This is a genomic window from Peribacillus sp. NPDC058002 (assembly GCF_042886655.1).
Classification (GTDB): domain Bacteria; phylum Bacillota; class Bacilli; order Bacillales; family DSM-1321; genus Peribacillus; species Peribacillus aracenensis.
On sequence record NZ_JBHVQU010000013.1, the window covers coordinates 34794 to 53962 of the forward strand.

The following is a 19169-nucleotide window of genomic DNA, read 5'->3' on the forward strand; positions in this document are numbered from 1 at the left end:
CTAAACGTTTTCCTAAGATTCAGAATTTTCAGCTTTTTAAGCATACAAAAAAGCCTTTTCACCCCAAATGTACTTGCACTCGGCAAGTTAAAGGGGTGAAAAGGCTTGATGAGCCACTCCACGGTACCACCCTTTTTCGCATGAACATCCATGCGCACTTTGAATAGCCTACACTATTCTCTGTTTTGGTAACGGGTACTGGTACGCACCCGTTCAGCCCTACTAGTCTGACGTTCAAGCTGAAACTCCAAGGTGAGTTCATCTTTCGGGACAATACCGGCTCTCAGCTACCCGGCTCTCTGTGACTGCCTTTTTAAAAGACTACTTATCCTCTTCAATGCTTTTCGCATTATTCACATTTTTCAAAACGCTTATGTTTGATGTCTTGTATTTGTGATTATCTTACGTGTATTTAAGGTAGTAGTCAACAGGTTTTTTGAAATTTTTTGATAATTCCAAATTGAAAGATTTGTTGTATACGCTTACATACCTATCATGACCACATTCTACAAAAAAAGTTTTTTCAATTTTTAATTTTTAAAATATCAACCATCCCATTAAATTTAACTTCCCCACCGAAATATCCTCGCACTACCCACATGATGCCAGTCACCGGTAATGATTTTCCCAAATAGCGGGGGTGAAGATCATCTAAAAAAATGACAGAGGGCTGAACACAGGTGATATTACTCATCCCCTGGTCAGCCCTCTAGTTCATTTAGCCAATACATCCTCGTATTCTGCATTTTTTTCAAATTGTTTTTGAACGAAAGAACATACCGGAACAATTTTCAGTTTTTCCTCCCGTGCGAATCCTATTACCTTTTCAACTAGGGCATTTCCTACCTTTTGCCCGCGAAGCTTGTCAGAAACAACAGTATGATCCACCGTGATTTCATCATCACCTGATTTAAAGAATGTGATTTCCGCTAGTTTCTCACCAGATTCTTCGACAAAAAAAGAACTTTCACCTTTTTTGATATCCACCATCTTGATGACCTCCTTATAGTTCCTCTTTATCATATCTCACAAAACGGAAATTAAACAAATATTAAAACGTAATCGAAATTGAATAAAGTAAAGTTCCTCCAAAAGCTTTAAAGCTAGCGTTGACCATGTTAAGTTTATTCACAAACTGATGATGGCTGTTCATATTTTTTCAAGGAAGGCAAAAGACATTACTTGATCGACCTTTTCCTTGCAGCTGATATTCCCTTCCGGTGAAAACTAAGCTTTCCCATGGCTGACGTGTAAAATACTGAATGAAATTCTTTTAAAAGGTTTTTATTACTCTTTCAAACCCAAATTGAAATACAGTGTTTTTCAAGCTTTCGTTTTTTGATAGCATTTACTTAATGGTATAAATCTTCCCGTGGTGATGTAAGAATAAGCATATAATAGATGATACTAAAAAAACTGCCCTATTTAGGTTAGGGCAGTTTTTAAAATTTTATGAACACAAAATATAAAATGATCATCGATAACAATATGACCATAAAAACAGCGATTAGAATTACATGCGCACTTGAAGGCCGGAACGTTCCTTCATTGATTTGCCGCTTCTTCTGAAGATATCCGAATGTCGCCAGAACTGTAATCACAAAGCCCAATGCACATGCAAACATCCCCAGCACGATACTGATCAGATCAATCCGGGCATCCCGATGCACACCGATCGTAAAATGCAGGCTTGTCGCAAGAAAACCAACCCCCACTATCGCAATCACCGTTCTTATCCACGCTAAGAAGGTGCGCTCATTAGCCAGATGCTGCTGCGCATATTTCAATTGGTCTTTCTCCATGTCATCACCTTAATCGCACAATTTTATTCAACCTTAAAAATCAATCACCTTTTCAGCAGCCGAAAAGCCCTGATCATAGACCCGACAAACATTAGCCCTGCACCGCCAAGTAATAAATATATACATAGTGTTTTATCAATAACATTCAAAGGATAAAGAAAGGCCCCCAGCGCAACGATTGTCCCTATCCCCGTTATCGTCCATCCTATTTTTTTCATTCGCAACTCCTAAAATTAATTATTTAGTGAAGGTCCCCCACGGGTTTCCCCTTATTTTAAAAAGTTCCCTCATTACTAGCTTAAACCATTTAAAAACTAACAACAAGTGAGATCCCTTAATATCTTCACGCAAAAAAGGAGCCATAAATGACTCCCTGTTTGAACACGCCCAAATTCAGCCGTTTTTATTATCCTTATCCATGTATTCTTTTATTTTTTTCTTCCCACCCAGACCCGAAGTTCCTTTGTGCAAGTTTAGTAATTCGTGTAAAAGGACAACAATCACAGGAGCCGGGAATCATTCAGAATCTCTAAAGGCTGCATACAAGTCAGTTGGATTTCATTCTATTGTATCCCCGTTCTTCGTATGGCTGTATTTTTTCAAGCCACTCTTCTTCAAGTTTTTTCAATTCCCGTTTAGCATCAAAAAAACCTGTTTCTTTCGGTTTCATTACCTGCAGTACCTCAAAAGAAAAAGCCTCTTTCCCATATTCGTTCCACTCACCTTGCAGCACTTTATTCGTGTTTGTTCCGACTTCCAATTCAAATTGTTTCCCCTTCAACGTCTTTAAATTCCTGGTGCTTCCGATAAAGACTTTATTATTTACCTTATTTCTTATTTGGTATACACCTGCTTCTACTTTCGTTTCTTTATATAATTGCTTCAATTCTTTTTTACGATCCATATTTCATGCCTCCAGTCATCATTTCTTCAGCCAATATTGGCTTCCATCAGGCTTTCTATCCAAGAATCCATATTCTATTAAATATCTTCTCAATAGAACATGATCAGGATAAACGGCACCCAATATTTGATTGATTTCTTTTTCTTCGTATTTCCGCTCTTTTTCAAAACGGTTCATAATAATTTCTTGGAGAATGATCAGCCTTTGTTTTTCCTTTGGCGGGAAAGACTTTAATGCATCCTGACTGCCTTTAGGGAAGTATTTTTTCAGTACAGTCACCTTTTCATCCTCGGTAACGTTATAACGATCATCGACCATCCTTGCTTTTTGATGAAGCGGGATAAATGCCGGCGCATGTTCATCTTTATCTTTCAAAAGTTCCATCAGGGCTAAAAACAACTTAGCCTGACGCTCTTTCTCCTTCAACACAAAGCGATGGTTCCGAATGGTGGAAGGACTCCCAATCCCCATTTCCTCCTGAACCTCAGCATCATTCTTCCCTTGGTAAAAAAGGCGAAGAAGGCGATTTTGATGGTCCGTGAGACCTGTAAGTTTTTTATCGAGATCAATCAAGTAATCGAAAACGGAGCGGTGTGCATGTTCAATATGAATTCCCATATACCTCTTCGCTTCATAAAGAACTCCATCTTCCGGGTATACGATCCCCTTTTCAATTGCATTTCCGCACAGCAAACAAATATATTTATTCTCACCTTCTATATACCCTTGTTTAAGCTCATCCTGAGTCGCGCTCCAAAATATTTCAGCGTCCTTCATAAAACAAACACTTCCCTATAAAGTTTATAATATAATAAACATAATATTAATTTGTTTGCTTTTTGTCAATGTTTTTCCTGATTTTTTTATAATTCCAGCAACCGTGAAATCATAAAAAAATACATTGATTGGAAATAGAAAAAAGGCACCCGATCATGGATGCCTTTTTCTATGGAGCATAGTATTTGTCCTTCGTCAGAGCTCATTAAGTATTAGCTAGGCACAAACTTAAGTATTCCTTCCAGATAAACACCTTGTTCTTTACGTGTGCATTCCCTCAACTTGATTCTTCCTTCTTTTTCTAACTCCTTGGCTAATTGGACCACTTCAGTTCCATCTTCGGTTATTTCGACTGAGAAAAAATTGCCCCGAGTGGAAGTTTGAATGAACTTGAATAATCTATCTTTATTCATTTAAACATCTCCTTATTTATAACAAATTCGACATAAAAGGATCATCCACCTGCGATAAATATGAAATAAAAAACTTCTTATCGTTATACGAACATTATAAAAGGATGCGAATCGAAATTACCCTCGTTATTTTATACAGCCAAAAAAGTAAAAAAAGCCAAAACCTTGGAAGGTTTTGGCTTTTTTAGTTAGTGTCCCAGGAGAGATTCGAACTCCCGACCGACGCCTTAGAAGGGCGTTGCTCTATCCAGCTGAGCTACTGAGACGTTTATGATATGAGTTGCGGTAAAACTTATGTAATACCTTAACTGTTCCCTTAGGACACTTCTTATTATATTAGGATATCAAAAGAAAGTCAACGGTTTTTCAAAAAAAGTTTTTTCTTTTTTTATGAACCAGGAAGCGGGGAAAAACGCTTCCTGTTCATTATACATGAAGTCATTCCATTTGATAAGCATTTCTTAGTCCCTCAACGATTTTTCCTTCAAGGTCATAAAAGATGATTTCAAGTTGGTCATTTCCGATATCCAAAATGGCATAGGTTTTCTCTTTTCGTCCTCGCGGCTGCCTAATGCTTCCCGGGTTGATGAAGAGCTTGCCGTCAATCAATTCTGAGCCTGCAGCATGGGAATGGCCAAAGCAAATAATATCCGCCCCTGTCTCTTCACTTTTATATGAAAGGTTCATCAAGGTCATTTTTATATTATAGAGGTGTCCATGCGTAAGGAAGAAACGTTTGCCTGCGATACTCTCCACAATATCATTCGGATATGTTGAATCATAGTCACAATTCCCACGAACGGCTAAGAATTCCGACATGTGAGGGTCATTTCTATCCAACTCTGAATCACCGCAATGGATCATGGCAGCAACCTCTTGTTTATGACGGTCGGCAATCATGCTGATTTCATGAGTTAAGCCATGACTGTCACTCATTATTAGCACTTTCATCGTCATATTCCTTCTTCCCTTTTTAGAAATAGATCAAGTTTTTCATCTAGAGCCCTCAATGCGTTGGCACGGTGGCTGATTTTGTTTTTTTCCCCTTTTGTCAATTCGGCGTTTGTTTTGCCCTGTTCCTCAACAAAAAAGATTGGATCATAACCGAATCCATTTGTTCCAGAAGGATGTTCTGTAATCAAGCCTTCCATCGTTCCTGATACCGTAATCGTTTCCTGGTTGGGTGACGCAAGTGCCAATGCGCAATAAAATCTCGCCGTTCTATCCTCTTTTGGTACGCCTTTCAGCTCCCGGAGGACTTTTTCCGTGTTTGCTACATCACTCTTGGACTCTCCAGCATAGCGCGCAGAATATACGCCAGGACGGCCCTCCAATGCATCTACAATCAATCCGGAGTCATCAGCAATGACAAAGTGGCCCAGCTGATGGGCAATGGCCTCTGCCTTCAGGATCGCGTTTTCTTCAAAAGTCGTGCCAGTTTCCTCAACATCCGGAGCACCCGGTACATCGAGAAGTGTTTTGACTTCATATCCTTTTGCAGAGAATAAGCTTTCGAACTCATTGGCTTTCCCTTTATTTTTCGTTGCAATGATTACTGTCTTCATTTTTCATTTCACCCTTTTTTATTTTATCGGCATGAAGCTTTTGGCGGCTAAGAAAGAATCCGCTGTAACTCGTTATATGTAAAAGCCACTTCTTCTCCAGTGCCAAACGGAAGAATTCAGCGCTCCCTTTCACGATAAAAAAGGCCGCTGCATCATCCAGATAACTTAAGTCTAACACAACTCCCTCATCTGCAATAAGCCGAAACTTGTAATCTAACGTTTGTAATTTTCACTATTATGGATATTAACTTTTATGTTATTTATTGAAGTCTTATCAAAGGAATTAATAATTTTATTATCCCACTTATTCACATGGTATCTGTATGCCTTTTCACTGATGTTAAAAAGGTCTGTATTGATTCCCCCCTGTCTCCAATGTCTTCAAAATATCTTCCTTAACTTTTATTTCTACCTTTTTTCGATTTTTTCCATATCATTGTTATCTATACTGCTCTAACTTCTAAATCATATAAAGGTTTCTTTTCCTGTTCCAACACGATGATTTTTGCAGTGGGGTCCATGATTTTTTAACACTTAAAGGTGTAGACCATTTTTTAGAAAAGCGTTTATATCTTCTTTATCTAGTTTTTTATAAATATAAAAAATAAATAGGGTCCAAACGATACAGGGAACAACACTCATTATGCCAAGCATCGCGTTGAGATGCGGTCAAGATATTGGGAAGGAGCAGTACATGTACCGTGAATCCTGTATTCATAATGATTAAAACATACATGTGTACAGCCTGAATTACCTTTAGATCCAGAATATCCCCCCATTTATCGCATTATTAAAAGTAATTTCCCCTTTTAAAAATTTATTTATGTAAAAACTTTCTCACGATACGGGAAATTGCCTGACAGGGGTATTAGTTCTCATCTAAAGCAATAATTAAGTTTTATACGACAGGGGCTCTAAAAGGGTGGTAATTCAATTCTGGAGGCAAAAAAATAAGAGACAGCTTCAGGCTGCCTCATTGCGCTATTTCTAATATTATTCCGTTCTTTAAAAACTGCCAGTGTTGACTTTCTCTGGACGTACCACCGGTTCGGATAATTTCTTTCCTTCTTCATTAAGAACATCAGCGCTGCCCTGCACTTGTACTTCAACGCTTTCAATTCCTTTCTGTTCCGTTAAAGAAAGAACCAAGGCATCAAGGACTTCTTGTGATACCTTTTTCTCTTTAAAGCTTCCAAGGATATTTTCATTAAAGTTGAGGCTGACCTTACCTTCTGCCACTTTAGGCTCGTCAAGTAAAGCTACATCACTCATGAACCCTGTTTGCAGGCTGGAACCCGAAGGACTCTTCGTTAATTCCTTAATGACGGCTGTTACATTATCAGACACCGTTTCACTGATCCTGCGCGTCACCGGAACATAATAAGTGTACTCCTCGTCACCGCCTACATAATAAACGGTCAGTGCTTTTGTATTGGAAATGTCGACTACGTCACTCGTATCGATATTGATTCCTGACGACCTTGAGATATTTTCATCTATCGGTGTGCCATTGACCGGCATTTCGGAAATATCTTCCCCATTGATTCTCATTTGGATTTTATCGACCGAGTCGAATTGTGTCAGGGTCCATGTAATGGCTTGAAGGATTTTAAGTTCATCCTCTTTCTGATAGTTTTTGAACTCCGGCGAAAAGTCCGCCACAGCCACTCCGTCTTTAATGTTCACGCTTATTTGGGTATCGGCAGGAATGACGGCCCTGAACCCATTTGGAAGTTTATCCGTGACTGGCCCGTTACTGACAAGGTAATCAAGGGCCTGTTTAGCTACAGCCTCCGATTTAGGAAGTTCCAATGTCTGTGGAACCACATACCCGCTTTTATCAATTAAATATAACTCCGTCTTCACCGTTTTCGATTCAACAGCGCCTTCTTCTCCATCAGCCGCTGGCTTTTCCTCACCATTCGTTTCTTTTTCTTTCAATGAAGATTCATCCTCGACTAATGTAACATCCTTTGGTGGATCAATTTCCTTTTTCTCTTCACCGCCAAATAATCCGCAGCCCGAGAGCCAAAAAGAAGATGCCAGAATGGTCACAACCATTGTTACTTTTGATTTATTGGACATAAAATCACTCCTAGGACAGTTTGTACTCCTATTTATACGAGCCCTGGGGGAAAATAGACCAATTATTTTTCTCTCTGAAATGGAGCTGGGCAACTTGCCCGTACTGCTGCATTTTTGTCAGCTTCATTGGGATTTCAGGAAATCCTGATTGGAACACCCGAATCCCCTTTCCCTTTTTATCCCTTAAATTAAAGCCCATCTAGGCTTCATCTTCTCTAGCGATATATCCATCCTGGCTTGCAGCTATTTACATAACAATATATTTTTGCCCCTTCCGAAAAAAAAGACTTCCAAATGGAAGTCTTATAAGTGATCAATTTTAATTGTTTCGATGTCATTGACATGAATACCGAGCCAGCTCGACGCGATGGAACCAAACATATCTCTTGAACCAGTCGTGTAAAAGCGATGAACTGGACGGAGCTTGCTTTTATTGATTAATTTATAGTAATCCAAAATGACACTTGCCTCACGGGCCGTCTCTTCACCAGAGGAAATGACTTGCACTTCGTCCCCCATATAGGAAGAGATTACAGGCCCCAGCAGTGGATAATGGGTACAGCCAAGGATCAATGTGTCTATCTTCGTTTTCTTTAACGGGTTCAAGGTTTGTGCCACGACCCTATTGACGATACCCCCTTGAAACTCCCCGCTTTCCACGATCGGGACAAATTTCGGGCATGCTAAACTATCTACTTTCACATCGAAATTGATGGAAGCAAGCGCGTCGTCATAAGCTTTGCTTTTTACCGTGCCTTCCGTACCAATTACGCCAATATTCAAGGACTCAGAAACTTTCAATGCCGCCCTTGCCCCTGGATGAATGACACCCAACACAGGAATCGGAAGTATTGCCCTGATCTCGTCCAATACAGCTGCAGTCGCCGTATTGCAAGCGATGATCAGCATTTTTATATCCTTCTTCATCAAGAACCTCGTCATCTGCCATGTGAAGGTCTGGACATCTTTTTTAGTCCTCGGCCCATAAGGGCATCTTGCTGTATCACCTAAGTAAATTATATTTTCATTTGGAAGCTGACGCATGACTTCTTTAGCTACTGTCAAGCCGCCTACCCCTGAATCAATGATGCCTATCGGTTGTTTCAAAAAACTCGCCTCATTTTTCTTTCATTTCTAGATGTAGTTTTGCTAGAATCCCTTTGAGGGACCTGATGTCAGATTCGTTAAAATTGACTAACACGCCACTCAAGTACTGCTGCCGTTTATTAATTACTTCTTCGATAATCCGTTCACCTTCTTCAAGAAGGTGAATTCGAACCACACGCCGGTCCTTTTCATCCCTGACACGCTGAACAAGCTGATGTTTCTCCATGCGGTCAATCAGATCCGTCGTTGTGCTGAAGGCGAGAAACATCTTCGTGGACAATTCGCCAATCGTCATATCGCCTGATTCAAAAAGCCATTGCAAAGCCACGAATTGAGGAATGGTAATTTTATAATCATGGAGAATTTCTCTTCCCCTTTGTTTAAGCCACGTCGATACATAGCGCAATTCCCTCTCGATATCGGCTACATATGCCGCCTGCTTCTCTTCATCCATATACACAGCTCCCCACTTCATGAAACTTATCATACTACCATTTTGGATGAAAGTGAAATGATTTTCAAGATTGATTGCCTGGAAGCATTATGAAACCCCATACATAAAAATAAGCAGCATCCAAAGAAGTCAAAACAACCAGGTTGCTTTGCCCTTCCTTATATGCTGCCAATAAACGGGAGAGAAATTATTTTTAAGGCTTACGTATTAAGAGTTAACACATTAAAGCTTAAGTTCTCCCATACGAAGGAGTTCTATGACTGCCTGCGAACGTCCTTTAACTCCAAGCTTCTGCATCGCATTCGAAATATGGTTTCGAACTGTTTTTTCGCTAATAAACAATTCACCTGCGATTTCTTTTGTTGTTTTGTCTTGTACTAGTAACTCAAATACTTCTTTTTCTCTTTTGGTGAGTAGTGGCTTATGAGTGAATTCGTTCTCCTTCAAGTAATGTTACCCTCCTTGCCTTCACCAGCATAAAACCCGGAGTGGGTGTCTATTTAGTCAAGATATAGTATGTCGGCTGGGGCAATGGAGTGACTCTTTTACTTGTCTAAATGGAAATATTTTTAGGATTGTTCAGCTCTGTATGCCACATCGATCGTTTCATCTCTTCCGTCCAAGGTACGGGCTTTCCGGTGTCCTTTGAGACTTGCACAATCGTCCCCCTGCCCGTTAAACAAATTGAGCCATCTTGTTTGGCCCCCATATAATGTAAGTCCACTGAAGAATTTCCGATATGGTCAGCTTTCACATGGATTGTCAACTGATCATTGAAAAACACCTGCTTCAGGTAATCACACTGTAAATTTGCAACAACCGGCATCTCACCGCATTCAGCCGAGGCCCAATCCTTCATGAACCCCATACTGTTGAAATACTCAATCCGAGCTTCCTCAAAATAAGTAAAAGGAATCGTGTTATTCAAGTGCCCAAACATATCAGTTTCCGAAAAGCGGACCTTAATCTCATGTTTAAAAGAAAAATCATTGATCCACTCCGTTATATTATCGATATATGATATTCTGCCCAACTTGTGCACACCCTTTCTGAATTGAATGACTATTCACTCATTTTATAAGAAAACAACGATAATGAAAAGGATTTTCTATTGAAGCAGGTTAATTTTATCAAGCTCACTTCATTAATCAAATCCTTCACCGTTGGCTTGGGCCGCAATTACACTTTAATTCCAGTTATCGATCGTTTATATTTTGCAATCGATTCCCAACCAAGTCAACGTGCGTAAAACAATAAAAAAAGAACCCATATCATAAGATACAGGTTCTTTCATGTTACTTATTAAACTTCATCACTGCCGAAGAAGTTACGGAATTGTTGGATCGTAGTATCACGGTTCAACGCGGCAATTGAAGTCGTCAATGGAATGCCTTTCGGACAAGACTGCACACAGTTTTGCGAGTTACCGCAGTTTGCAAGCCCTCCATCACCCATGATCGTATTTAAACGTTCAGCTTTGTTCATTGCACCTGTTGGATGTGCATTGAATAAACGAACTTGGGATAATGGTTGTGGCCCAATGAAGTCTGAATTGCTGTTTACGTTCGGACAAGCTTCCAAACAAACACCGCAAGTCATACATTTAGATAATTCGTAAGCCCATTGGCGTTTCTTTTCTGGCATACGAGGTCCTGGTCCAAGATTGTAAGTTCCATCGATAGGAATCCATGCTTTTACCTTTTTCAATGAGTCGAACATACGGCTGCGATCGACTTGCAGGTCACGAACAACAGGGAATGTACGCATTGGAGCTAGACGAACTGGCTGCTCCAATTGATCGATAAGAGCTGTACATGATTGTCTTGGTTTACCATTGATAACCATTGAACAAGCACCACATACCTCTTCAAGACAGTTCATGTCCCATGCGATTGCTGTAGTGTGCTTGCCTTGTACAGTTACTGGATTACGACGAATTTCCATTAGAGCGGAAATTACGTTCATATTCGGGCGGTACGCTAATTCGAATTCCTCATCATAAGGAGCTGAATCCGGTGTATCTTGACGAGTGATTATAAAACGGACTGTTTTAGTCTCAGATTTAGTTTCAACCATTTTTTTGCTCCCCCTCTTTAGTGTTTCGTTGTGTAGTCACGTTTACGCGGTGCGATAAGTGATACATCAATATCTTCGTAATGGAATTCAGGTGCTTGATTTAAGCCTTTGAATGTCGCCATTGTAGTTTTCATGAATTTATAATCATTACGTTCTGGGAAATCAGGTTTGTAATGAGCTCCGCGGCTTTCGTCACGGTTTAAAGCACCAATTGTGATTACACGAGCTAATTGCATCATGTTTTGAAGCTGTCTAGTGAAGGCAGCTCCTTGGTTGCTCCATTTTGCCGTGTCGTTGATGTTAATTTTCTTGTAACGTTCCATCAGCTCAAGAATCTTGTTATCCGTTTCTTTCAGCTTGTCATTGTAACGAACTACAGTAACATGCTGTGTCATCCACTCACCAAGTTCTTTGTGTAGAATATACGCGTTTTCATTACCATCAAGAGACATGACTTCATTCCATTTCTCCTGTTCTTGTTTTTCGTACCCTTCATACAATGAAGAAGGAATGGATTCTGAAGTTTTATCAAGGCCTTCAATATATTTAACGGCATTCGGTCCAGCGACTGAACCACCGTAGATTGCAGAAAGAAGTGAGTTCGCACCAAGACGGTTACCGCCATGTTGTGAGTAATCACACTCACCTGCAGCGAATAAACCTTTGATGTTAGTCATTTGGTCATAATCCACCCAAAGTCCGCCCATAGAATAGTGAACGGCAGGGAAAATTTTCATTGGAACTTTACGAGGATCTTCACCCATGAATTTCTCGTAAATTTCAATGATTCCGCCAAGTTTGATATCAAGTTCTTTAGGGTCTTTATGAGAAAGATCCAGGTAAACCATGTTTTCTCCGTTAATACCAAGCTTCATGTTCATACATACGTCGAAGATTTCACGTGTAGCGATATCACGAGGTACAAGGTTACCATAAGCAGGATATTTTTCTTCAAGGAAATACCAAGGTTTTCCGTCTTTATATGTCCAGATACGTCCACCTTCACCACGAGCGGATTCACTCATTAGACGAAGCTTATCATCTCCAGGGATTGCTGTCGGGTGAATTTGAATGAACTCACCATTTGCATAATTTACACCTTGTTGATAAACGATGGATGCTGCTGATCCTGTATTGATCATTGAGTTAGTTGATTTACCGAAAATGATTCCAGGGCCGCCGCTCGCCATGATGACTGCGTCGCCAGGGAATGATTTGATTTCCATTGAAGTCAGGTTTTGAGCTACGATACCGCGTGCTGTTTGCTCATCATCGATAACAGCTCCAAGGAATTCCCAGCCTTCATATTTCGTTACAAGGCCTTCAACTTCATAACGGCGAACCTGCTCGTCCAATGCGTAAAGTAATTGCTGACCAGTTGTTGCACCAGCGAATGCTGTACGGCTATGTTGAGTACCACCGAAACGACGGAAATCAAGAAGACCTTCCGGAGTACGGTTGAACATTACACCCATACGGTCAAACATGTGGATGATCGATGGTGCTGCTTCGCACATCGCTTTAACCGGCGGTTGGTTAGCCAAGAAATCTCCGCCATAAACTGTATCGTCGAAGTGGATGTATGGAGAATCCCCTTCACCTTTTGTATTTACTGCCCCGTTAATTCCGCCTTGGGCACAAACTGAGTGAGAGCGTTTAACAGGCACTAAAGAAAATAAATCAACCTGTTGTCCCAGCTCTGCTGCTTTGATCGTAGCCATTAATCCAGCTAGACCTCCACCAACGATAACTATTTTACCTTTACCCAATTCTGTCACTCCCTTATTTCCATTAGCCAAGCTATGTTTTTCCTAATACTTATAAATGAACTCTATCTTCTTATACGAAAGCGAAAATTGCACTAACTCCGATATAAGAAAGAAGAACGAAAACGATCAATGTAAAGTATGTCATGATTCTTTGCGATCTTGGTGAAACTGTCAGACCCCAGCTCACTGCAAATGACCATAATCCATTAGCAAAGTGGAAAATTGCTGAGATAATACCGACAATATAGAACCCGATCATGAATGGATTAGAGAAAATTTCCGCCATCATATCGAAATCAACTGTTGCCCCTAGAGCTGCTTGGACTCTAGTTTCCCAAATGTGCCAAACAAGGAAGATCAAAGTTATGATTCCAGTCAAGCGTTGCAGCATGAACATCCAGTTACGGAAGAAGCTAAATCTCCCCAAATTGTTTTTTGCTGTAAAGGCAATATAAATTCCGTATACAGCATGGAAAAGGATTGGTAGATAGATGACGACCCATTCAACCAAAAGCTTTACGGGCGTAAATTCAATCAAATGAACTGCCCCATTAAAAGTCTCTTCTCCTTTTGTTGCCATAAAGTTTACCGATAAATGAAAAATTAGGAATAGACCAATTGGAATTACTCCTAGAAGTGAATGAAGCCTGCGATTCCCAAACTCACGATTCTTTGCCACTAAGTGCCCCCCCTTAATTTGTGAAAAATCATGCAAAGATAATCTGGTGGCTACCTTTTATCTCCGCGTGAAAATATAGTATAGAGTCAAAAAAACTCCTCTATACTTCCTTTACAATTATGTGACATGTCCATTTTACTCCTGACTTCAATGTGCGTCAAGAAAACGGATACAAGAAATCTCTTTTTCAGAATAGATTTTATTGGATTAAATTGTCAATTTTTAATCTATCAAGTATATATTTTGGAGAAATTACAAATTAATCTATTAATATCCCGCTATAATTTCTCATTTTTTTCCATTTGCTATTTAAATAAATAAAAAACAGTATAATTTGAAAAAGAAATACGTTTATAATAGATTTACAGAAAGAGGCGATAAATTATGAAAAAAAATATTGCTGCTGCGATAGAAGAAGAGATTCAAACTGAAGAAATTCAAGCTGAGGAATTCAAAGTTCCAGCTTTCGGGTACGAATTAATCAGAGAAGTTCTATTGAACGATGTTCTCGGAAAAGACTCTAATCAAATCCTCTATTGGGCAGGTAAACAATTAGCAAGAAAATTCCCGTTGAATGGCGATCAGGAAGTTATTGAATTTTTCCAAAGCGCCGGATGGGGCAATCTTGAAATCATGAAGTATACGAAACACGAGATGGAATTATCCCTGACGGGTGAAATAATCAGCCGCCGCTTGGACTTACACCCTGATTGTCACTTCCAGCTTGAAGCCGGTTTCCTTGCCGAGCAGTTTTCACTGCAAAAAAAATTCCTCAGCGAATCAACGGAAGAAATCAAACGCCGCGCAAAAAAAGTGATATTCACCATCCAATGGGATCCCAGAGATCCAATCTAATTAGCCCTTAAAACAGACTTACCCTTTTTACCGGAAGTCTGTTTTTTATTGGACTCCTGCACTTAAGCTAGCACATTTGCATGCTGACCAAGTTTAAATGCTTCATGAAGGGATTCAACCGCCTTCACCATTTCCTTTTCATTGACGACAGTCGAAACTTTAATTTCCGATGTGCTGACCATTTTCACCTGGATGCCTGTATTGGCCATCACTTCAAACATCTCGGCAGCCACACCGGGGTTGGATACCATACCAGAACCGACGATGGACACTTTGGCCAACCCGCTCTCCGTTTCGACCCGGTCGAATCCCAATCGTTCTTTATTATTTTCCAGCACGATCAAGGCCGCTTCCGTATCTCCACTTTTTGTGGAAAAAGATAGATTGGTCGTATCCTCGGCTGTCATGCTTTGAATGATGATGTCCACATTGATCCGGTTTTTCGCAAGTGTCGTGAAGATTGTGGATAATGCACCAAGTGATTGGGGCAAACCATAAATTGTGACCCTCGTAATACTGTCTTCAAAAGCAATGCCGCGTACAATTAAGTTTTCTTCCATAGTTGCTTCCTCCTCAATGATCGTTCCTGATTCTCTCTCCATGCTTGAACGGACTTCAAGCGGAATTTGATAATTTTTTGCATATTCGACAGCCCTTGGATGGAGGACGCCCGCCCCTAGGTTGGCAAGTTCCAGCATTTCATCGTAAGAAATGGATTGGAGTTTTCGCGCGCCTTTTATGTAGCGTGGATCCGTTGTGAAAACACCTGTTACATCCGTATAAATATCGCATCTATCCGCATTCAGAGCTGCAGCGATGGCAACCGCCGTCGTATCTGAACCGCCTCGCCCCAATGTAGTGATTTCCCCATTTACATCGTTCCCCTGGAAACCGGCCACGACCACTATTTTCTTCTGTTGAAGCTGAGCTTGGATCCTTGAAGCATCAATGTTTAAAATCCGGGCATTCCCATGAACGGATTCCGTTTGCATGCCAGCCTGCCAGCCAGTATACGAAATGGCTTCATGCCCTTCTTCAATCAATGCCATCGTTAACAGGGAAATCGTTACCTGTTCCCCAGTGGTCAATAGCATATCCATTTCCCTTTTGCTCGGGGTTCCGGAAATATCACGGGCCATGGAAACCAATTGGTCCGTTGTTTTCCCCATGGCTGAAACAACGACGACTACCTCATTTCCATTCTCCGCTTCCTCGATTACCCGATTGGCAACATTTTTGATTTTTTCTACGCTACCGACGGATGTTCCGCCGAATTTTTGAACGATTAATGCCATCCTCATGCACCCTCTCTACTTTTTAGGCAATAAAAAAAGCAATGAGAAATATCTCATTGCTGTGATCACATATCCAATACTGTAAACACAGTGAGATAGCTCTCCAGGGTATAAACCCTGACAATCCGCCATTTATTAAATGTCGGACCAGGAAAACAAGGTATGAGTCTTGTCTTCCTTCGGCGTCATCCCCTTTCAAAACCTTTCATGGAAGCTCATACTTCTCCAGGTCTTTACTCTTGAATTCCGCACCTCTATCAGCACTTTTAAGTTGTCTAGTTAAAAATTCCTTTTAATCATAGCATAGTGATTTATCGGTAGCAAGATTATTCTTGTAATTTTCTAACGATTCCCTCGGCTACCCCTTTTGGCATTCCAGCTTCCATGATTTCCTCGACTGTTGCCTCTTTGATCTTCTTCAATGATCCAAAATGCCTTAATAATTGCTTCCTTCGTTTTTCCCCGACTCCTGGAATATCATCAAGCTGGGAGTGAACCGCATTTTTCCCGCGTAGCTGGCGATGAAAAGTAATCGCGAACCGATGCACTTCATCCTGAATTCTTTGCAATAGGTAAAATTCCTGGCTCCGAGAATCAAGAGGTACGATTTCAAGAGGATTTCCGATCATCAATTGAGATGTCCTATGCTTTTCATCCTTAATGAGACCTGAAAGCGGAATCTCAAGGCCCAATTCATTCTCCAGAATATCCCGTACGGCTTCGACATGTCCCTTTCCGCCATCAATGATGATCAAGTCCGGTAGCGGCAGCCCTTCTTTCAATACTCGTGAATACCTTCTTCTGATCACTTCACGCATCGATTCATAATCATCAGGTCCCTGGACTGTTTTGATTTTATATTTTCGGTACTCTCTTTTTTCCGGCTTCCCATCAATGAACACGACTAAAGCGGAAACAGGGTCACTTCCCTGGATATTGGAGTTATCGAAAGCTTCAATTCGATGCGGGGTGTAGATGCCCAGTTGGTTCCCGAGGTTTTCCACCGCATTGATCGTTCTTTCTTCATCCCTTTCAATCAAAGAGAATTTTTCCTGAAGGGCGATGGAGGCATTTTTATTCGCCAATTTAAGCATGTCTTTTTTCGCCCCCCTTTTGGGGTGAATCGTTTTGACCCCAAGCAGCCCTTCGGCCATTTCGGCATCCACTGATTCAGGGAGCAAGATTTCCTTTGGTTTAAAATGGTTCGTAATCTCGTAAAACTGTCCCAGGAATGTAAGTAGTTCCTGTTCGGGTTCATCATAGACCGGAAAAAGTGAAACATCCCTTTCTATTAATTTACCCTGCCGGACAAAAAATACCTGAACACACATCCACCCTTTATCATAGGCAAAGCCAAATACATCCCTGTCGACGAAATCGGTCGTCATCATTTTTTGCTTCTCCATCGTAATATCAATGTGGGCAATCTTGTCACGGAACTCCTTGGCCCTCTCGAAATCGAGCTCTTCAGATGCCACTAGCATTTTTTCAGTCAGTTCTTTTTTTATTTCAGTATGACCGCCGTTCAAGAACCGGTTGATATCATCCACCATTTTTTTATATTCCTGTTCCTCTACTTCATATACACATGGGGCCAGGCACTGGCCAAGATGATAATAGAGACAAACGCGATCTGGTAAAGTATTGCATTTTCTTAGGGGATAGATGCGGTCGAGCAATTTTTTCGTTTCGTTAGCTGCAAATGCATTCGGATAAGGACCGAAATATTTCCCTTTGTCTTTTTTGACTTTTCGCGTAATGATTAGACGCGGGTGGCGTTCCGCAGTCAGCTTGATGAAAGGATACGTCTTATCATCCTTTAGCATGACATTATATTTTGGGTCATGTTTTTTGATTAAGTTCAGCTCTAAAATAAGAGCCTCGATATTGGAAGAGGTGACGATGTATTCGAAATCCTCAATCTCATTCACGAGCCGAAATGTTTTTCCATCATGAGATCCCGTAAAATAAGATCGGACACGATTTTTCAACACCTTCGCTTTGCCTACATATATGATCGTTCCCTGACGATCCTTCATTAAATAACAACCAGGTTGATCGGGAAGAAGGGCAAGTTTATTCTTTATTTGTTGATTCATGATTCAGCCTCCTGTTCTCCCATTTTTACAATCATTATATATCAAGATAGCGAAAAAAGCTTCAAGTCCGCAGACTTGAAGCTTTTTTTAGCTAACTTACTATTACGCGTGTTTTGCAATAAGTTCAGCAAGTGCTTCTTTAGGTTGGAAACCAACAACCTTATCAACCACTTCACCGTCTTTAAGGACGATTAATGTCGGGATGCTCATTACACCGAATTTTCCTGCTGTTTCTTGGTTTTCATCTACATCCACTTTTACGATTTTTGCTGTATCGCCAATTTCAGTATCAAGTTCTTGAAGAACTGGAGCGATCATTTTACAAGGTCCGCACCATGGAGCCCAAAAATCTACAAGAACAACACCTTCGCTAGTATCTGTTGTGAAAGTTTGGTCAGTTGCATTTACAATAGCCATATATATTTCCTCCTCAAATTTACTCAAATAACTAAAGACAGTATACCATTGTTGCTCGAATCGATGCTAATATTTTGCTTCAGTGGTAGGATGTCCAAAAAAAGAATAAATATGCAGGCCGAAGTCCTTGCCTCTTAGCCCAAATAAAGGGGCAAGACATGTGTCGGCTTATGCCAAATGTCTTGCCCCCTAATTTGTATTATTTTAAGCGTTAACTTTTAGTTTTTTGAATTCTTCCGTAAGTAATGGAACGACTTCGAAAAGGTCTCCGACAATTCCGTAATCAGCTACATTGAATATGTTAGCTTCCGGATCTTTATTGATGGCAACGATAACCTTGGAGTTGGACATCCCCGCTAAATGCTGGATCGCACCGGAAATTCCGCAGGCGATATAAAGGTCAGGTGTTACGACTTTACCCGTTTGCCCGATTTGCAAAGAGTAATCGCAATAGTCCGCATCACATGCTCCGCGTGAAGCTCCTACCGCTCCGCCAAGAACTTGTGCAAGTTCCTTTAACGGTTCAAAACCATCTTCACTTTTCACGCCCCGTCCACCTGCGATGATTACTTTCGCTTCTGAAAGGTCGACCCCTTCACTAGCTTTTCTGACAACATCTTTAATGATTGTACGTAAATCCTTAATGTCCACACTTAATGTAGAAACACCACCAGAGCGGGACTCATCTTTAGCTAATGGTTCGATATTGTTCGGACGGATTGTCGCGAATATCACGCCATCCGTAACAATTTTCTTTTCAAATGCTTTACCAGAATATATCGGGCGGGTGAAAACGATATTTCCGCCTTCTTCTTCAATAAATGTAACGTCCGAGATCAAACCTGATTCAAGCTTTCCAGCCAATTTAGGTG

General features: G+C 40.6%; 23 protein-coding genes, 1 tRNA gene, 1 riboswitch and 1 other annotated feature. Of the genes, 1 reads left to right on the top strand and 23 read right to left on the bottom strand.

The genetic code is table 11. The features are described from left to right. Positions 1 to 88: 88 nt before the first annotated feature. Positions 89 to 347, bottom strand: a binding site (T-box leader). A gap of 176 nt (positions 348 to 523) precedes the next feature. From ACFVSH_RS04795 to ACFVSH_RS04885, 19 genes are all read right to left on the bottom strand, one after another. Further along, a complete protein-coding gene (locus tag ACFVSH_RS04795; protein ID WP_387705100.1) occupies positions 524 to 694 on the bottom strand; it encodes a hypothetical protein in 171 nt (56 codons plus the stop codon). Positions 695 to 714: 20 nt separating this feature from the next. After that, entirely contained in the window at positions 715 to 990 is a 276-nt protein-coding gene (locus ACFVSH_RS04800; protein ID WP_081395481.1) for a GNAT family N-acetyltransferase, read from the bottom strand. A gap of 452 nt (positions 991 to 1442) precedes the next feature. After that, the gene (locus ACFVSH_RS04805) at positions 1443 to 1802 is read right to left on the bottom strand and encodes a YidH family protein (RefSeq protein WP_260285342.1); all 360 of its coding nucleotides are present in this window, start codon (positions 1800 to 1802) and stop codon (positions 1443 to 1445) included. 44 nt (positions 1803 to 1846) lie between these two features. Next, positions 1847 to 2020, bottom strand: coding sequence for a hypothetical protein (locus tag ACFVSH_RS04810; protein ID WP_192205984.1), 174 nt, complete (start codon positions 2018 to 2020; stop codon positions 1847 to 1849). Between the two features lie 329 nt (positions 2021 to 2349). Further along, complete coding sequence (locus ACFVSH_RS04815; RefSeq protein WP_260285343.1) at positions 2350 to 2706, bottom strand: GIY-YIG nuclease family protein; 357 nt, start codon at positions 2704 to 2706, stop codon at positions 2350 to 2352. A gap of 18 nt (positions 2707 to 2724) precedes the next feature. After that, a complete protein-coding gene (locus ACFVSH_RS04820) occupies positions 2725 to 3483 on the bottom strand; it encodes a DUF2087 domain-containing protein (RefSeq protein ID WP_387602561.1) in 759 nt (252 codons plus the stop codon). A 212-nt stretch (positions 3484 to 3695) separates the two neighbouring features. After that, on the bottom strand, positions 3696 to 3896 hold the full coding sequence (locus ACFVSH_RS04825) for a hypothetical protein (protein WP_048688856.1): 201 nt from the start codon (positions 3894 to 3896) through the stop codon (positions 3696 to 3698). A 192-nt stretch (positions 3897 to 4088) separates the two neighbouring features. Then, positions 4089 to 4162: transfer RNA gene (locus ACFVSH_RS04830), tRNA-Arg, on the bottom strand. A gap of 172 nt (positions 4163 to 4334) precedes the next feature. Further along, positions 4335 to 4847: a metallophosphoesterase gene (locus ACFVSH_RS04835; RefSeq protein WP_387602558.1), complete on the bottom strand. Its 513-nt coding sequence runs from the start codon at positions 4845 to 4847 to the stop codon at positions 4335 to 4337. 2 nt (positions 4848 to 4849) lie between these two features. Further along, positions 4850 to 5461, bottom strand: coding sequence for an XTP/dITP diphosphatase (locus tag ACFVSH_RS04840; RefSeq protein ID WP_387705102.1), 612 nt, complete (start codon positions 5459 to 5461; stop codon positions 4850 to 4852). Next, complete coding sequence (locus ACFVSH_RS04845; RefSeq protein WP_387602553.1) at positions 5430 to 5639, bottom strand: hypothetical protein; 210 nt, start codon at positions 5637 to 5639, stop codon at positions 5430 to 5432. The genes ACFVSH_RS04840 and ACFVSH_RS04845 overlap by 32 nt, the downstream gene beginning before the upstream one ends. Before the next feature lie 827 nt (positions 5640 to 6466). Further along, positions 6467 to 7546: a GerMN domain-containing protein gene (locus ACFVSH_RS04850; protein ID WP_260285349.1), complete on the bottom strand. Its 1080-nt coding sequence runs from the start codon at positions 7544 to 7546 to the stop codon at positions 6467 to 6469. 303 nt (positions 7547 to 7849) lie between these two features. Continuing rightward, complete coding sequence (gene racE / locus ACFVSH_RS04855; RefSeq protein WP_387705103.1) at positions 7850 to 8653, bottom strand: glutamate racemase; 804 nt, start codon at positions 8651 to 8653, stop codon at positions 7850 to 7852. Between the two features lie 10 nt (positions 8654 to 8663). Then, positions 8664 to 9107 carry a MarR family winged helix-turn-helix transcriptional regulator gene (locus ACFVSH_RS04860; protein ID WP_098370109.1) on the bottom strand — a complete coding sequence of 148 codons (444 nt, stop codon included), beginning with the start codon at positions 9105 to 9107 and terminating at the stop codon, positions 8664 to 8666. A gap of 222 nt (positions 9108 to 9329) precedes the next feature. Further along, a complete protein-coding gene (locus tag ACFVSH_RS04865; RefSeq protein ID WP_028392149.1) occupies positions 9330 to 9554 on the bottom strand; it encodes a helix-turn-helix domain-containing protein in 225 nt (74 codons plus the stop codon). 106 nt (positions 9555 to 9660) lie between these two features. Next, positions 9661 to 10140, bottom strand: a complete 480-nt coding sequence (locus tag ACFVSH_RS04870) for an acyl-CoA thioesterase (protein ID WP_387602547.1) — start codon at positions 10138 to 10140, stop codon at positions 9661 to 9663. A gap of 269 nt (positions 10141 to 10409) precedes the next feature. Next, on the bottom strand, positions 10410 to 11183 hold the full coding sequence (gene sdhB, locus ACFVSH_RS04875; protein ID WP_034308984.1) for a succinate dehydrogenase iron-sulfur subunit: 774 nt from the start codon (positions 11181 to 11183) through the stop codon (positions 10410 to 10412). Between the two features lie 17 nt (positions 11184 to 11200). Next, entirely contained in the window at positions 11201 to 12952 is a 1752-nt protein-coding gene (sdhA, locus tag ACFVSH_RS04880) for a succinate dehydrogenase flavoprotein subunit (RefSeq protein WP_387705109.1), read from the bottom strand. 70 nt (positions 12953 to 13022) lie between these two features. Next, entirely contained in the window at positions 13023 to 13631 is a 609-nt protein-coding gene (locus ACFVSH_RS04885; RefSeq protein WP_387602544.1) for a succinate dehydrogenase cytochrome b558 subunit, read from the bottom strand. A 384-nt stretch (positions 13632 to 14015) separates the two neighbouring features. On the opposite strand from ACFVSH_RS04885, the gene ACFVSH_RS04890 reads away from it, so the two are divergent. Next, positions 14016 to 14486: a YslB family protein gene (locus ACFVSH_RS04890; protein WP_387602541.1), complete on the top strand. Its 471-nt coding sequence runs from the start codon at positions 14016 to 14018 to the stop codon at positions 14484 to 14486. Positions 14487 to 14548: 62 nt separating this feature from the next. Here the strand turns inward: ACFVSH_RS04890 and ACFVSH_RS04895 are convergent, their stop codons facing one another. The 4 genes from ACFVSH_RS04895 to ACFVSH_RS04910 form a co-directional block, all read right to left on the bottom strand. Continuing rightward, positions 14549 to 15781, bottom strand: a complete 1233-nt coding sequence (locus tag ACFVSH_RS04895; RefSeq protein WP_387602539.1) for an aspartate kinase — start codon at positions 15779 to 15781, stop codon at positions 14549 to 14551. Positions 15782 to 15869: 88 nt separating this feature from the next. Then, a riboswitch (Lysine riboswitch) is annotated at positions 15870 to 16046 on the bottom strand. Positions 16047 to 16107: 61 nt separating this feature from the next. Further along, the gene (gene uvrC / locus ACFVSH_RS04900; protein WP_387705105.1) at positions 16108 to 17880 is read right to left on the bottom strand and encodes an excinuclease ABC subunit UvrC; all 1773 of its coding nucleotides are present in this window, start codon (positions 17878 to 17880) and stop codon (positions 16108 to 16110) included. Between the two features lie 102 nt (positions 17881 to 17982). Continuing rightward, positions 17983 to 18303, bottom strand: coding sequence for a thioredoxin (trxA, locus tag ACFVSH_RS04905; RefSeq protein ID WP_328113193.1), 321 nt, complete (start codon positions 18301 to 18303; stop codon positions 17983 to 17985). A 198-nt stretch (positions 18304 to 18501) separates the two neighbouring features. Then, on the bottom strand, positions 18502 to 19169 hold a 668-nt coding region (locus ACFVSH_RS04910), incomplete at its 5' end, for an electron transfer flavoprotein subunit alpha/FixB family protein (protein WP_387705107.1).

Coding starts and splice junctions, on each gene's coding strand:
- ACFVSH_RS04840 (WP_387705102.1), bottom strand. CDS start 5,461: ATGAAGACAGTAATCATTGCAACGAAAAATAAAGGGAAAGCCAATGAG.
- sdhB (WP_034308984.1), bottom strand. CDS start 11,183: ATGGTTGAAACTAAATCTGAGACTAAAACAGTCCGTTTTATAATCACT.
- uvrC (WP_387705105.1), bottom strand. CDS start 17,880: ATGAATCAACAAATAAAGAATAAACTTGCCCTTCTTCCCGATCAACCT.
- ACFVSH_RS04810 (WP_192205984.1), bottom strand. CDS start 2,020: ATGAAAAAAATAGGATGGACGATAACGGGGATAGGGACAATCGTTGCG.
- ACFVSH_RS04825 (WP_048688856.1), bottom strand. CDS start 3,896: ATGAATAAAGATAGATTATTCAAGTTCATTCAAACTTCCACTCGGGGC.
- ACFVSH_RS04895 (WP_387602539.1), bottom strand. CDS start 15,781: ATGGCATTAATCGTTCAAAAATTCGGCGGAACATCCGTCGGTAGCGTA.
- ACFVSH_RS04815 (WP_260285343.1), bottom strand. CDS start 2,706: ATGGATCGTAAAAAAGAATTGAAGCAATTATATAAAGAAACGAAAGTA.
- ACFVSH_RS04890 (WP_387602541.1), top strand. CDS start 14,016: ATGAAAAAAAATATTGCTGCTGCGATAGAAGAAGAGATTCAAACTGAA.
- ACFVSH_RS04820 (WP_387602561.1), bottom strand. CDS start 3,483: ATGAAGGACGCTGAAATATTTTGGAGCGCGACTCAGGATGAGCTTAAA.
- ACFVSH_RS04805 (WP_260285342.1), bottom strand. CDS start 1,802: ATGGAGAAAGACCAATTGAAATATGCGCAGCAGCATCTGGCTAATGAG.
- ACFVSH_RS04860 (WP_098370109.1), bottom strand. CDS start 9,107: ATGGATGAAGAGAAGCAGGCGGCATATGTAGCCGATATCGAGAGGGAA.
- ACFVSH_RS04850 (WP_260285349.1), bottom strand. CDS start 7,546: ATGTCCAATAAATCAAAAGTAACAATGGTTGTGACCATTCTGGCATCT.
- ACFVSH_RS04835 (WP_387602558.1), bottom strand. CDS start 4,847: ATGAAAGTGCTAATAATGAGTGACAGTCATGGCTTAACTCATGAAATC.
- ACFVSH_RS04800 (WP_081395481.1), bottom strand. CDS start 990: ATGGTGGATATCAAAAAAGGTGAAAGTTCTTTTTTTGTCGAAGAATCT.
- ACFVSH_RS04795 (WP_387705100.1), bottom strand. CDS start 694: ATGAGTAATATCACCTGTGTTCAGCCCTCTGTCATTTTTTTAGATGAT.